Genomic DNA, 14,976 nt, shown 5'->3' with positions numbered 1-14,976 from the left:
ATAAGTGCCGTTCCCTTTGTGCGCGCGCGTCTCGAAAGCGCGCCGGCTCGGCCTCGCAAAGCTGAATTGTATGTGGCCGGTTTGCTGGCACATTCGTTCGCTCAGTTCCGGTGTAACGAAACGTCGATTCGGACGATGGTCGCCGAAGAATATCTGGAATTTCTCGTTGTCTGATGGGCATTCGAGTGCTGCTGTTAAATTTCGGTGTGTCACGAATGTTCAGATTGATAGTTGTCGGATGTTTGATTTGCGGGGATCGACCAATTTGGGACATTCGGCGAATTGGCCACATATTCGGCATTGCGGCATTTCGGTGTATATTCAACTGAATATTTGCCGATCGCGAGAAAATGGCGGCCGTGAAACCGGGATCCGGTACGGATGTTCAAGCAGGAGCATGACCGGTTGCGAAGCAAATAAGTAACTCCGAGTTACAGCTAACTCTCGATTGCTGTAAAATTGCTGAAACACGTTCATTGCGCCGAACAACCCTTGTTATTTGTTTATGCCTTGAGGTGAATCTGCGTTTTACACACCGATGAGGGCGTGGTTAGTCTTCGGTCGATTGAGTCTCCCGTGGATGCGCGCGAAAATAGGAAGTGTAAGATGACTGAAGATTCAACTAATCCTGCGATTGCGATAGTCGGGATGAGCATGTGGTCCCCCGGTGCACATGATCTGCAAGGATTTTGGGAGAACGTCCTCGCGCGTCGGATGCAATTCCGAAAGTTTCCGGAGTCACGGATGTCCCTCGACGACTACTGGAGCGCGAGCCCTGACGACGTCGACAAGACATACGCCGATCGCGGCGCGTTCATGGATGGTTTCGAATTCGACTGGGTCGGTCGCCGGATACCGGAGCGGACCTTCAAGTCGACAGATCTCACACACTGGTTGGCTCTGGAAACAGCACTCGGGGCTTTGACCGACGCGGGCTACAGCCGAGGATCGGTACCCACTGGACGCAGCGCCGCAATCGTCGGCAACTCCCTCACCGGTGAAGAATCCCGGATGTGGTCGATGCGTTTGCGTTGGCCTTACGTCAAGCGCGCACTCGCTGTCGCAGCCGAAGCGCGCCAGTTGGACAGTTCCGTCGCCGATGCTCTCGCCGAGACGATGGAAGAGGTCTACAAGGGCCCATTGGTGGAGCCGAGTGAAGACACTCTCGCCGGCATGTTGTCGAATACGATTGCCGGCCGGATCTGCAATTATCTCGACTTCAACGGCGGCGGGTACGTCGTGGACGGTGCGTGCGCGTCCGGAATGCTCGCGGTGGCGACTGCAGCCGAAAAGCTGGCGTCCGGCGCGGCCGACTTCGTCTTGGCAGGGGGAGTCGACGTCAGCTTGGATCCTTTGGAACTGGTGGGATTCGCCCGTTTGGGTGCACTGACCCGTGGCGACATGAACGTGTACGACGCAAGCCGAAGCGGATTCATCCCGGGTGAAGGTTGCGGATTCGTGGCCTTGAAACGACTCGAGGACGCCAGGGCGGACGGCGACTACGTGTACGCGACGATTCGCGGCTGGGGCATCTCCACCGATGGCAAGGGTGGAATCACCAAGCCCCGCGCCGAAACTCAGGCCGAGATGATCCGTCGCGCATACTCGCGAGCGGGATTCGCGGCCAGCGAGGTTGCCTTCGTCGAAGGACACGGAACTGGTACTCCGTCGGAGACCCCGTCGAACTGGCCGGCGTCCAGCAGGCCGCTCAGACGGACGGGCCCGTCGAGGCTCGTAGCATCGGCATGACGTCACTGAAGTCGTTGATCGGGCACACGAAGGCGGCGTCGGGCATCCTTGCGCTGATCAAGGCGACCATGGCCGTCAATCAACGAATCCTTCCGCCGCTCGCCGGTTGCACCGACCCGAACCCGGCGTTCGGAACCGAAGCACCGGCACTCTTTCCGCTCGTCAACGGTGAGATCAGAGATCCGTCCGAGAAGATGCGTGCCGGTGCGCAAGCCATGGGTTTCGGCGGTATCAACTGCCACGTCGCGATCGAATCGGCTGATGCACCGTCCAGCAAGCTGACACCCTCGCAAGACGTCCGCACGATGATGGCGTCGTATCAGGACACCGAGGTTTTCGTACTTTCTGCAGATTCTGCGATGGACTTGGCGACCCGAGCGCGGGATGTTGCAGATCTGGCGGTTCCGTTGAGTGTTGCCGAGCTGCTGGACTTTTCGGCGAAGCTCTCTCGAGTGATCTCGCCGACCGCGCCCTTCCGTGCTGCAGTGGTGGCCGGACGTCCCGCGCAGTTGGCCGAACGCATGCGTCAGCTTGCCGTGATCTGCGAGAACTCCGCTCCTGCATCCGGCCAGGTGAAGGTCGTGAGCAACGAGATCTCGATCTCGAACGCCGTCCACCACGACATCGGATTCCTGTTCCCGGGACAGGGATCCCAACAACTAGAGATGGCGCGCGTGCTGATCGAGCGCTTCGAGTGGGCACGCGAACTGGCGACCGAGGCGGACGGCTGGTTGGAGGGAGTTGGAGCGGAGGCGATCACGCCTCGAATTCTGCGGAACCCGGTCAAGAGCGCTGACGCTGCGGAATTGGCGAAGTGGAAGCGGGATCTCGCCCAGACGCAGTTCACCCAGCCTGCCGTCGCTTTGGCTTCGCTGCTCTGGTTCGAGTACCTCCGCCGATTGGGTGTCACACCCAGTGCTGTCGCCGGCCACAGTCTCGGCGAGTTGACCGCGCTCTACGCGGCAGGAGCTTACGACCAGAAGACGCTGATCACCTTGGCTGCGGCGAAGGGTGCGGCCATGGCTGTCAGTGGTGGTGGAAACGGCGCGATGGCGAGCCTGACCTGCGACCGATCGACGGCTGAGGCGATCATCGCGGAAACAAAGGGTTACGCGACCGTCGCGAATCTGAATACGCCTACACAGACCGTGGTTTCGGGCACCAAAGACGCGGTCGACGATGTGGTTGCCATCGCGAAGACGCGCGGAGTGTCGGCTCAGGCGCTTGCCGTGTCGAATGCTTTCCACTCCGAGATGATGAACGAGGCCGAGCGGGGGCTGAAGTCCACTGCGCCCGTTGACGAGCAAGTCGATTCGCTGACTTGCCCCGTGTATTCCTGCGTCGAAGGGAAACGCGTACAGACGCCACTGGCACTTCGCGAATTGGTCACCAAACAGGTTGTCTCACCGGTCGACTGGGTCAAGACGGTAAGTGGAATCTCGCAGGACGTGGACCTGCTCGTCGAGGTCGGACCCGGCCGTGTGCTGACCGGGCTCACCAAGGCGATCAATGGGACCGACGGCGTGCGCTGCTTCCCCGTTGCGTCCAAGTCCGGACGCGACGAGGACTTCAATGTCGCACTGGCCGCGATGTACGTACACGGCGCTCAGGTCCGATGGAACGAACTTTTCGACGGCCGGTTCGTGCGCGAATTCGTTCCTGCCGATCAGAAGGTGTTCATCGAGAACCTGGCCGAGGCGAAGCTGACGGTTACCTCTGCTCCCGAACCGCTCGCACTTGGTACGTCCGGCGGGGATCCGGCTGCGGCGCTGGCCGATTACCTGAGCCGACGCGGGACCTTCCTCGTCGACGTGATTCGTGCTGATGTAGGCAGTGGAGCGACTTCTCCGTCTTCTCCATCTGCTCCGACTTCGCGGGCAGTCACCAACGGCCACGAATCCGTGGCAGCGAAAGCTCCTTCGCCGGTTTCGGCTCCGGTAGTCGAAGAGCCGGCTGACGCGGGCGCTGGGTCCGTGGAAAGTGAGCTGATCAGGATCCTCGCCGATACGACGGGATTCCCCGCCGAGTCGATCACGACGGATCTGCGTCCGCTCGATGATCTGAATCTCGACTCGATCAGTGCGGCAGAGGCTATTTCGAAGGTTGCGCATCAGTTCGAGGTTGTCGACCTCGACCCTGCCGAGTTGGCCAACGCCACCATCGGAGAAGCAGCATCGCTGATCCTTGCGGCATCACCGAATCCCGGTTCTGCCGTTCCAGCAGCGAGTTCGGTGCAGTCGGACGTGTCGCGAATACTGCTCGAGGTAATCGCGGAGGACACCGGATTTCCGGTGGAGTCTCTCGATGTGGATCTCCACCTGCTCGACGACCTGAACATGGACTCGATCAAGGCTGCCGATGCGATAGCAACTGTGGCAACGCGATTGGGTGTTCAGGGTGATCTGGATCCGGCCGAACTCGTCAACGTCAGCCTGGGTGAACTGATCGAAGTGCTCGATCGATCCGCGAAAGAGAAGTCGGGGCAGCAGCAGCCGGTTGCGCGGGCGCTGCCGGTGAAGGCAAAGGGTCTATCAGCCGACAGCTTCACCTGGGTTCGCGATTACACCCTGGAAAAGGTTCGGAGCGAGACAGCGTTGCACGGAGTCCGAGACCTCACGGACACGACGTTTGTCGTCATCGGTGACGACGCCGGTTTGGTCGGAAGGTTGGAATCCGAACTACGAGGGCGTGGTGCTCAGGTCGACATTCGCACATTCTCCGACGGCGCTCCTGCGAATGCGCAGCACGTGGTTGCCGTAATGCCGCGCGTGACCGATGATTCCGTCACCGAAATCGGCTTGCGCAGTGGGATCGAACACATGCACAAGATGGTTCCGGCACAGCAAAGCGGAGGCGCACGAACCACATTGGCAGTGATTCAGTTCACCGATGTCGAGTTGGGCAATCCGGCGCCGGTACCGAGTGCGGCGGCTTTTGCCGCTTCGGTGCATCACGAGCGCCCCGAACTGGATGTCCGCGTCATAGGATTCGACGGCTCGACTGCGGACGCGGTGGTGGCAACCACCGTCGTCTCCGAGTTGGATTCGGTTGCACCCTATGTGTTCGCGACTTACGACACCGAGATGGGACGCACGGCACTGCAACCGCGGGTGCTCGCCTCGAGCGACTACACCGTCCGCGAGAGCGGGTTGGGGAGTTCGGATGTAGTGGTCGTGACCGGTGGCGCGAAAGGCATCATGGCGCAATGCGCTCTGGCTCTCGGCCGAAAGACAGGCGCCGAACTAGTGCTGATCGGAAGCTCTCAGCGACAAGCGGGTGACGAAATCGCTTCCACTCTTGCGGACTTCACGTCTGCCGGTTTGAGCGCTCACTACTATCGCTGCAACGTCACGGATGCTGCGGCGGTGGCCGGCGTCGTCGCCCAGATCGAGGTCGAGGTTGGGCCGATCACCGGGTTTGTCCACGGTGCGGGGGCGAATGTTCCGCGGCGGTTCGAGAGAGTCGACAGCGCTGCGGCTTTCAAGGAGGTTGCACCTAAGGTCCTGGGCGCAGCCAACTTCGTCGAAGCGCTCGCTGATCGTGACCTGAAGCTGTTCGTGGGCTTCTCTTCCATCATCGGATTCACAGGTATGCCCGGAAACAGTTGGTATGCATACGGAAACGAGCTTCTCGACGAAATGGTGGTGCGGTATGCCGCCGGGCACCCGAAGACTCGGACGTTCTCGCTCGCGTACAGCGTGTGGGGGGAGACCGGCATGGGCGCCCGCATGGGCAGTGTCAACCACCTCGCGAAGATGGGTGTCATGCCGATTTCCACGGCTGCGGGAGTGGATCATTTCCTTCGCCTGGTCGACAGCGGACCCGAGGCGAGTCGTATCGTCGTGACCAGTCGACTCGGCGGTCTCGACACCTGGGCGCCGGCAGCACCGGCTCTGCCGGCGGTGTCGCGCTACATCGACCAAGTGGTGACATTCGAGCCGCAGGTAGAACTGGTGACCCGGACGACGTTGTCCACCTCGGCGGATCCCTTTGTCCTCGATCATGTCTGGAAGGGATCGGCGCTGCTTCCGACGGTGTTCGGGCTCGAGGCGATGTCGCAGGCGGCGGCCTATGTCACCGGACGCGTGACTCTGGGCCGCGTCCGCATCGACGACATCAAGCTGGATCGACCGATCGTCGTCGACACGGTCGAGGGCACCAGAGTCGAGATCAAGGCAAGCGTCGTGGAGCAGGATCGTGATGCTGCAGGAACGCGGGTGCATGTCACGATCGGCACCGAACGGACCGGGTACGGACGGCCCCATTTCTCGGCCGACTTCATCTTCGGGCTGGACGAAACACTGCCGGAGTTCGAGAAGGAGTTGCCGCGACCGGTGCTCGACATCGATCCGTTGGACGATCTCTACTCGTGGTTGCTGTTCCAGGAGGGCGATTTCCGCCGACTCGAAGAGATCTCGAGCCTCGATTCCGAGCACATTCTCTTCAGCGCTATTTCGCGAGCCGACCGTAAGCAGCACCTCCTCGGTGATCCCTACTTCCTCGATTCCCTGCTCCAATCGGGTCAGATCATGGTTCCGCGGGAGATCTGCCTTCCGGTCAACATTGCGCGAATCGACATGTACGACGGACGATTCGAGGCTCGTTCGTTCACCGCGTACGCCTACGACAAGGTGCAGACAGAGACCCACATGCAAGCCGACGTGGCGGTGGTGAAGGACGGACGAGTGGTGATGCAGCTCGAGGGATATCGCTCCCAGATTCTCTCCCACGACGAAAGCCGTCCTACGGCTGAGGAAATCGCGGATCCGACTGCGCGCGACGCACAGATCATTCTCGACAAGCTCGCGCAACACAGCCGGGCGTTGGGAGTGAAGAGCCCGCGGGTTGTGGTCGCGCATACCCCGGGGATTCACGAGTTGACCAAGTCGGAACGCCACGAGCAGGAGAAACCGATCGCCGAGGCGGCCGTGAACATTCATCTCGATGAGGATGTGGTGATCAAATGAGTAATGCCTTTGCCATCGAATGGCAGGAAACCGGAAAGCCCGTCGTCGTCGGTGATATTCCGCCCTCTGTGGATGTCTCGCTCTCGCACGACGGCAGCAAGTCACTCAGTTCGGCCGGCGACTGGCCTCAGGGGTGTGACATCGAACCGATTCGCTCCCGAACCGCCGTGCAGTGGAAGGCGCTTCTGGGTTCGGCGCGGATTCCGCTGCTGGACGAGTTGATCGCAGGCGGCGAATCACTCGATCGTGCGGGAACCAGGCTGTGGGCGGCGGCCGAGGCGATCCGAAAGGCCACGGGGCAGATGTCGGTTTCTCTGGCGATGGGCGCCAGGGAGGACGACGCAGTGACCTTCCGCGGCGGCGCAGAGGGAAGCGTGGTGGTTCTGACTTTTCCAGCTCTGTTGACGGACAACGAGGAGCGGATTCTCGCGTTTGTGACTCATGAGGAGGATGCGGAGGAACCGGCGCAGGACCCGGCACCGCAGTTCGACTCCGGACCGTTGTCGGCGAAGTCTCTCGCGCAGTTCGATCCGATGGCCTACGGCTCCGACGTGCATGTGGTGGCCCGGAGCGGCTATCCGGCGGTGTCGATCCGGTTCCCCGTCGGGTTCCGGGACGCGTGCAACGTCGGTGGATCAGTGGGGTTCGCGAGCTTCGCGCTGTGGTTGGGCGCTTTGCGAGAGAGGGGAACCGGACCGATCTCGAAGCAGATCGTGGAGGACATGGCGACGGGTCGTTGGGGCATGGTGACCAACAACTCCGAGGTGTTCATCGATGCGAACCTGTACACCGACGACATTGTCGAGGGGACGATCTGGATCACCGAGCTCACCGGTCCGGATCGGGCAACCACCAATCTGCATGTCGAATGGTGCCGGGTCGACGGCGAGACGCGCACTCACATCGGGTGGAGTGCGATGCAGACGACGTGGGTGGAAATCCTCTCCCACGGTGTGGTGGCGGCACGGCCGATGCCGCAGTACTTCCACGATTTCATCGAGCCGATGACGATTCCGACGGGGACGAAGAACATCGCTGTTCCCACCGAACCGAAGAACGTCGATCGTGGTTCCGTGATCCGCTCGGCTCCGATGGTGCCGCGCAATCCGTACCTGCTCGAATCCGAGGTGTTCTCGACGACGTTGCAGGACGGAAACGTCGTGGGCAACATCTACTTCGGCAACTATTACATCTGGCAGTCGAGGGTTCGGGACAAGTTCCTGGTCCGTTCTCAGCGTGAGGCCATGGCGGCCAGAGGCGCTCTCGGGGAACTTCGTTGTGTGCACACCAGGGTTGAGCATCTGCGCGAGGTCATGCCGTTCGACGACGTCCTGGTCACGATGTCCTTGTCTGCCCTCTACGAGAGGGGGATCGACCTCGAGTTCGAGTACTTCAAGGTCAATGAGGACGGATCACGGGAGAAGCTCGCGATCGCTCGGCACAGAACTGTCTGGACGATGCCGGGCGCTCCGGGAGAACTGGAAATCTCTCCGCCGTCGAAACTTCCACAGTCGCTGATCGATTCGGTGCTGGAGGCGATCGACGGAAAGTAGGCGGGGGATTTTCCGAGATCGAAGTGGAGAGACGGGTTGCGTTTTCCTTGCGGGAGAACGCAACCCGTTTCGATGGGGAGGGGAATGTATGGGTATCGGGGTTTCCAGAAGATCGGTTCTGAAAGGGTCGGTAGTCGGCACAGCGGCTGTTGCTTTGGGTGCAAAGGCAGGTGCTGCTCCGGCGGGGAGTGTGGATATCGAGTCTCCGTTGATTTTTCATTCGCCGGAGTTCGAGCCGTTCTGTGACGAACTACATTCGTTGTCAACGCTTTCCGGAAACGAGATCACACTGACAGCGCAAGTGGGGCAACATGCCTTTCATCGGGATTTTCCCTCGTCCCCAGCACTGTCGTACCGCAGCGGAGAGATCGGTGGCGGTTATCTGGGCCCTACCGTCGAGGCGCATTCCGGCGAGCCGATCATGTTGACGTTCGAGAACGATCTGACCGGACATCCGTTGGCAGCGGACATGGATATGACGCTGCATGGAATGCAGGCAGACTTTCGCGCTAACCCGCCGACGTCGTTGCACTTGCACGGTGGAGTCACTTCACCTGAGAGCGACGGCCATCCGGAGCTGCTGGTGATGCCGGGACAGGCTGCGATGCATCACTTTTTGCACGGTCAGGAAGCCGCCCACCTCTGGTATCACGATCACGCGATGGGCATCACCCGGCTCAACGTCTACGCCGGTCTGATCGGCAACTATCTGATCAGGGATGAATTCGACACCGGCAAACTGGGAAATCCGTTGGGGTTGCCGGCCGAGGAATTCGAGATCCCGTTGATCCTGCAGGAGAAGATCTTCACGCCGACAGGCGCCCAGAACGGCCGATCCACCATCTTGATCCCGGAAGGATCGTGGGAAGGCGGCGCGGTGGGCGACGTCGGCTTGGTCAACGGCAAGGTGTGGCCGGAACTGGCTGTGGCTCGGGGCCTTTACCGCTTCCGCATCGTCAATGCGTCGTCGGCAAGTGTGTGGAATCTTCACTTCTCGAACATGATGACGTTCTGGGTCATCGGCAACGACGCCGGAATGCTCGACGCGCCCGTCGCGGTCAATGCCTTCCGCTGCGCACCGGGGGAGCGGTACGACCTCCTCGTCGATTTCACCGGACTGTCGGAGGGTTCGACGGTGGAGCTTCGCAACGACGAGGCGCCCCCGCTACCCGCCGCTGTCATCGGTGAAGTGACGATGCCGCTGTTCTGCCGGTTCCGCGGTGACGCCAGGCGCGGATTCACCGGTGGTGTTCCGTCGCAACTGCGCGGTGGGCGCCGGCAACGTGACGTTCTCGCCCCGTTGGAGCAGCCGACGGTAATTCGCACGGTGACGGTGAGCCAGCAACTGGAACTGCGGAATCCACCGGCTCAGATGACGCTGAACAACCTGACGTTCAGCACCACGGACGTCGAGAGGCCGCGGCAAGGCACCGTCGAGCAGTGGAACATCGTCAACACCACGCCGGACCCGCATCCGATACACCTGCACCTGGTGAATTTCCGGATTCTCGGCAGAACACCGATGCGGACGCTGGAGTACTTGATCCGCCATCCGCAGCCGGTGATCGGCAACAAGTGGACTCCGTCGCCCGACGGGTTCGAGGCGGGGCCGATGATCGCGCCGGCGCCGTGGGAAGCGGGGATGAAGGACACCGTGAGGGTGGACGGCGGCACTGTCACCCGGATCATCGTGCGATTCCCCACCGCGGATGAGCTGGGTTTCGATCCCGACGCGATGTTCGATCGTCTTCCGAGCGGTGTGATGACGGGTAGTGGGATGACGGGCGGTGGGCGCCACGATATGGCTGATTCTGGTCGACTCCAGGGATACGTGTGGCATTGCCATCTACTCGATCACGAAGATCACGACATGATGTTGCCGTATCGCATCGTGCCGTGAGTGCTTCCGGGGGCGCACCCGAAATGAACCGAAGCGGGCAGGCGTTCGCGCACCTGATCACCTCGGTCACCTAGCAGGATCGCTTCGGTCCTTCCCATGAATTTGGAACACGTTCTACAGTGAAAGGGCTGAGGTCTGTACCTCGGCCATGCGTCACCACCGAAGGTGGCGCGGACGATCTGCAGACCGGTTCGACGAATTACACGGAAGGAACACCTCACAGTGACCACAGAGGCATTCATTTATGAAGCCATCCGTACCCCGCGAGGCCGCGGCAAGAAGACCGGGTCGTTGCACTCGGTCAAGCCGATCTCGCTGGTCACGGGTCTGATCCAGGAACTGCGCGTGCGCTTTCCCGACCTCGACGAGGACCGGATCTCCGACCTCATCCTGGGCGTCGTCACCCCCGTTGGCGATCAGGGAATGGACATCGCCCGCGTTGCAGTCAACGATGCAGGACTGCCCGACACCGTCGGTGGCGTTCAGCTCAACCGTTTCTGCGCTTCCGGCCTCGAGGCCGTGAACATGGCTGCTCAGAAGGTTCGGTCCGGCTGGGACGAACTGGTGATTGCCGGTGGCGTCGAGTCGATGTCCCGCGTTCCGATGGGATCCGACGGTGGACCGTGGGCACTCGACCCCGCCACCAACTACGACAACTACTTCGTGCCGCAGGGCGTCGGCGCAGACCTCATCGCCACCATCGAGGGCTTCTCGCGTGACGACGTCGACGCATACGCCGTGCGCTCGCAGGACCTCGCCGCCAAGGCGTGGACCGGCGGATACTTCGCCAAGTCGGTAGTGCCGGTCAAGGACATCAACGGCATCACCATCCTCGACAACGACGAGCACATGCGTCCGGGCACCACGGCAGAGAACCTCGCCGGCTTGGCTCCCGCGTTCGGTGTGATCGGTGAAATCGGCGGATTCGACGCCGTGTCGCTGCAGAAGTACCACTGGGTCGAGAAGATCAACCACGTTCACCACGGCGGCAACAGCTCGGGAATCGTCGACGGCGCTGCCCTCGTGCTCGTCGGTAGCGAGCAGGCCGGCAAGGACATGGGTCTGACGCCGCGCGCTCGCGTCGTCGCCACCGCCACCAGCGGCGCCGACTCCACCATCATGCTCACCGGCCCGACGCCGGCGTCGAAGAAGGTTCTGGCAGCTGCCGGCCTGACGGTCGACGACATCGACCTCTTCGAGATCAACGAGGCATTCGCTTCCGTCGTCCTGAAGTTCCAGAAGGACCTGAACATCCCGGACGAGAAGCTCAACGTCAACGGCGGCGCTATCGCCATGGGCCACCCCCTCGGTGCAACCGGCGCGATGATCACCGGAACGATGGTCGACGAGCTCGAGCGTCGTGGCGGCAAGCGCGCCCTCATCACCCTGTGCATCGGCGGCGGTATGGGCGTTGCCACCATCATCGAGCGCGTCTGACGCGGCGTCCGTCCTTCCAACGAGGCTTACCAGGAGTCAAGCAAAGTGACTGATCAGAACATCATCAACTGGGACCAGGACGCCGACGGCATCGTCGTGCTCACCATCAACGATCCCAACCAGGGCGCAAACACCATGAACGACGCGTACATCGCGTCGATGAAGGCCACCGTCGACCGTCTGGTCGCCGAGAAGGACTCCATCACCGGTGCCGTCATCACTTCCGGCAAGAAGACCTTCTTCGCCGGTGGCGACCTCAAGAACATGATCAAGGTCGGCCCCGAGCAGTCCGAGGAGATCTACAACCACAGCGTCGAGATCAAGGCAGACCTGCGTCGTCTCGAAACTCTCGGCAAGCCGGTCGTCGCCGCCATCAACGGCGCGGCGCTCGGCGGCGGTCTCGAGATCGCTCTCGCGACCCACCACCGCATCGCGGCAGACGTCAAGGGCGTCAAGATCGGCCTGCCCGAGGTCACCCTCGGCCTGCTGCCCGGTGGCGGCGGCGTCGTGCGCACCGTGCGGATGCTCGGTCTGCAGAACGCGCTCATGGGCGTCCTGCTCCAGGGGCAGCAGCGTGGACCCGTTCAGGCCAAGGAAGTCGGCCTCATCGACGAGGTCGTCGGCTCGGTAGAAGAACTGGTTCCGGCTGCGAAGGCATGGATCAAGGCCAACCCCGAAGGCGGCGTTCAGCCGTGGGATGTCAAGGGCTACAAGATCCCTGGCGGAACTCCGTCCACTCCGGCATTCGCTGCCAACCTTCCGGCGTTCCCCGCGAACCTGCGTAAGCAGCTCAAGGGCGCTCCGATGCCGGCTCCGCGCGCCATCATGGCCGCAGCCGTCGAAGGCTCGCAGGTCGACATCGACAACGCGCTGCTCATCGAGGCTCGCTACTTCACCTCGCTGGTGACCGGCCGCGTCGCGAAGAACATGATCCAGGCGTTCTTCTTCGACCTGCAGTCGATCAACGGCGGCGGTTCACGTCCGGCAGGCATCGAGAAGTCCACCATCAAGAAGGTCGGCGTCCTCGGCGCAGGCATGATGGGCGCGGGCATCGCGTACGTCTCCGCGAAGGCCGGCTTCGACGTCGTCCTCAAGGACGTCAGCATCGAGGCTGCCAACAAGGGCAAGGCGTACGCCGAAGGCATTGAGGCCAAGGCGCTCTCGCGCGGCAAGACCACGCAGGAGAAGTCCGACGCACTCCTCGCCAAGATCACCCCGACGGCTGACCCGGCAGATTTCGCCGGCGTCGACTTCGTCATCGAAGCAGTCTTCGAGAGCCAGGAACTCAAGCACAAGGTGTTCCAGGAGATCGAGGACATCGTCGATCCCAAGGCACTGCTGGGCTCGAACACCTCGACGCTGCCCATCACGGGTCTCGCCACCGGCGTGAAGCGTCAGGAAGACTTCATCGGCATCCACTTCTTCTCGCCCGTCGACAAGATGCCGCTGGTGGAGATCATCCGCGGTGAGAAGACCTCCGACGAGACTCTGGCTCGCGTGTTCGACTACGTCCAGGCGATCCGCAAGACGCCGATCGTGGTCAACGACTCGCGTGGCTTCTTCACCTCGCGTGTCATCGGAACCTTCATCAACGAGGCCATCGGCATGCTCGCCGAGGGTGTCGAGCCCGCCACCATCGAGCAGGCCGGTATGCAGGCCGGTTACCCGGCTGCGCCGCTTCAGCTTTCGGATGAGCTCAACCTCACCCTCATGCAGAAGATCCGCAAGGAATCTGCCGACGCCGCCAAGGCCGAGGGCAAGGAACTGCCGGCAGATCCGGCCGGCGAGGTCATCAACACCCTCGTCGAGAAGTTCGATCGTAAGGGCAAGCTCGGTGGAGCCGGCTTCTACGATTACGCCGAGGGCAAGCGCACCGGCCTGTGGTCCGGACTCCGCGAGAACTTCAACTCCGGAACCTCCGATGCTCCGATCCAGGACCTCATCGACCGCATGCTCTTCATCGAGGCGATCGAGACGCAGAAGTGCTTCGACGAGAACGTCCTGATCACCACGGCGGACGCCAACATCGGCTCCATCATGGGTATCGGATTCCCGGCCTGGACCGGTGGCGTTCACCAGTTCATCGTCGGTTACGAGGGCGGCACGGCTGGCTTCGTCGCTCGCGCAAAGGAACTCGCTGCGCAGTACGGCCCGCGGTTCACCCCGCCGGCTTCGCTAGGGGCATAGCCCCCGTGCGCCTTTTTGGTAGTTACGGCTACCAAAAAGGCGCACAGGGGTTCATCCCCAGCTGGTGAGTTATCCACAGACGAACTCCGACAGCGAATTTCACGTCAGTCCTGTCGGAGTTCGGCCTGACGCTTGGTGCCATGACTACGTCTCATGGTGGAAGCGAGTTTCTCCGGATTCTCGATGCGCAATCCGGTCTGGTACGGCAACAGCAACTCTCGTCATTCGGATACAACCGAGGGATGCTGCGGAACTTTCTGGACCGCGGCGAATGGCAGCGCGTTCTACAAGGCGTGTATGCAGTGACCGCTGGCCCGCTCACCAGAGAAATGATCTTGAACGCCGCTTGGCTTTATGGTGGCCCGCAAGCGATTCTGAGCCACGACACTGCAGCTGAGGAATGGGGAATGCGTCGCATCGACGCAGACAAGCCAGTCCATGTCACCGTGCCCTACGGCAAGTCCGCTCGCTGTCAGTCCGCGACAATCCGCCGAGTTCCAGTGCGAACGTCGGGTGCACTTGTCAGAGTGGGTGGCGTGGTTCACCCCGGGGTAGTCGTCCACCGATCCCGAGCCCACCGATACATCGGCGTGCCGTCAGTCATACCTCGAACGTCGCGGGCGGATACCGCGATTGATCTTGCGACCGCCGAATCCACAGCGCGAAGCGCCTACGTTTCACTCATCACCACAGTGACAAATGCGCGAATTCCGTTGAACGATGTGCGTCGTCGGATTGACGAACGAACACCACATCGATTCAAGGGTGCGCTTTCCGATGCGGTACGACTCCTGGCAGACGGGGTGCAGTCAACGCTCGAATACCACTATGCGGTCGACGTGGAGCAGGCGCACGGGTTGCCGTCGGCCAGACGCCAGTCTCCGGTCCGCGTCGACGGCCGCACGCTGTACGAGGATTGCGACTACAGCGAAGTCAGTGTGCCGCTGATCGTGCGTCTCGACGGTCGGTGGGCGCATTCCATGGCAGAAGTGGCATTTCGTGATCGCCGCCGTGACAATGCGGCAGAGCTGGCAGGTCGTCCGCGGTTGGTCTACGGATTCGACGAGGTGATGAAGACCCCGTGCCAGGTTGCGCACGAGGTGGAGACGGTCTTGCAGCGGGGAGGTTGGGTGAGGACGCAGTCGGGTGCCTGCGGCACCTGTGCGCCTTTTTGGTAGTGCCG

General features: G+C 61.7%; 7 protein-coding genes. All 7 read left to right on the top strand.

Annotated features, from left to right (window positions below; translation table 11 throughout):
- Positions 1 to 606 precede the first annotated feature (606 nt).
- The 7 genes from P3G66_RS19240 (at position 607) to P3G66_RS19210 (ending at position 14,971) form a co-directional block, all read left to right on the top strand.
- Positions 607 to 1,749, top strand: coding sequence for a polyketide synthase (locus P3G66_RS19240; RefSeq protein ID WP_276117008.1), 1,143 nt, complete (start codon positions 607 to 609; stop codon positions 1,747 to 1,749).
- On the top strand, positions 1,686 to 6,716 hold the full coding sequence (locus P3G66_RS19235; protein ID WP_276117032.1) for an SDR family NAD(P)-dependent oxidoreductase: 5,031 nt from the start codon (positions 1,686 to 1,688) through the stop codon (positions 6,714 to 6,716). The genes P3G66_RS19240 and P3G66_RS19235 overlap by 64 nt, the downstream gene beginning before the upstream one ends.
- Positions 6,713 to 8,269, top strand: a complete 1,557-nt coding sequence (locus P3G66_RS19230) for a hypothetical protein (RefSeq protein WP_042922793.1) — start codon at positions 6,713 to 6,715, stop codon at positions 8,267 to 8,269. Before P3G66_RS19235 ends, P3G66_RS19230 begins: the two co-directional genes overlap by 4 nt.
- A gap of 88 nt (positions 8,270 to 8,357) precedes the next feature.
- The gene (locus tag P3G66_RS19225; protein WP_073512838.1) at positions 8,358 to 10,169 is read left to right on the top strand and encodes a multicopper oxidase domain-containing protein; all 1,812 of its coding nucleotides are present in this window, start codon (positions 8,358 to 8,360) and stop codon (positions 10,167 to 10,169) included.
- A 222-nt stretch (positions 10,170 to 10,391) separates the two neighbouring features.
- Positions 10,392 to 11,606, top strand: coding sequence for an acetyl-CoA C-acetyltransferase (locus tag P3G66_RS19220; protein WP_007731553.1), 1,215 nt, complete (start codon positions 10,392 to 10,394; stop codon positions 11,604 to 11,606).
- Positions 11,607 to 11,651: 45 nt separating this feature from the next.
- Positions 11,652 to 13,793 carry a 3-hydroxyacyl-CoA dehydrogenase NAD-binding domain-containing protein gene (locus tag P3G66_RS19215; protein WP_209921643.1) on the top strand — a complete coding sequence of 714 codons (2,142 nt, stop codon included), beginning with the start codon at positions 11,652 to 11,654 and terminating at the stop codon, positions 13,791 to 13,793.
- Positions 13,794 to 13,933: 140 nt separating this feature from the next.
- The gene (locus P3G66_RS19210) at positions 13,934 to 14,971 is read left to right on the top strand and encodes a type IV toxin-antitoxin system AbiEi family antitoxin domain-containing protein (RefSeq protein WP_007731550.1); all 1,038 of its coding nucleotides are present in this window, start codon (positions 13,934 to 13,936) and stop codon (positions 14,969 to 14,971) included.
- Positions 14,972 to 14,976 lie beyond the last annotated feature (5 nt).

It is taken from the genome of Rhodococcus sp. C3V, from assembly GCF_029269915.1.
Classification (GTDB): Bacteria; Actinomycetota; Actinomycetes; order Mycobacteriales; family Mycobacteriaceae; genus Rhodococcus_F; species Rhodococcus_F qingshengii.
The sequence above is the reverse complement of the archived record's forward strand: the minus strand, read 5'-3'. Positions and strand labels throughout refer to the sequence as shown.

Bases quoted from the DNA above. Each gene is read 5' to 3' on its own strand.
- P3G66_RS19210 (WP_007731550.1), top strand. From the start codon at position 13,934: ATGACTACGTCTCATGGTGGAAGCGAGTTTCTCCGGATTCTCGATGCG.
- P3G66_RS19240 (WP_276117008.1), top strand. From the start codon at position 607: ATGACTGAAGATTCAACTAATCCTGCGATTGCGATAGTCGGGATGAGC.
- P3G66_RS19230 (WP_042922793.1), top strand. From the start codon at position 6,713: ATGAGTAATGCCTTTGCCATCGAATGGCAGGAAACCGGAAAGCCCGTC.
- P3G66_RS19225 (WP_073512838.1), top strand. From the start codon at position 8,358: ATGGGTATCGGGGTTTCCAGAAGATCGGTTCTGAAAGGGTCGGTAGTC.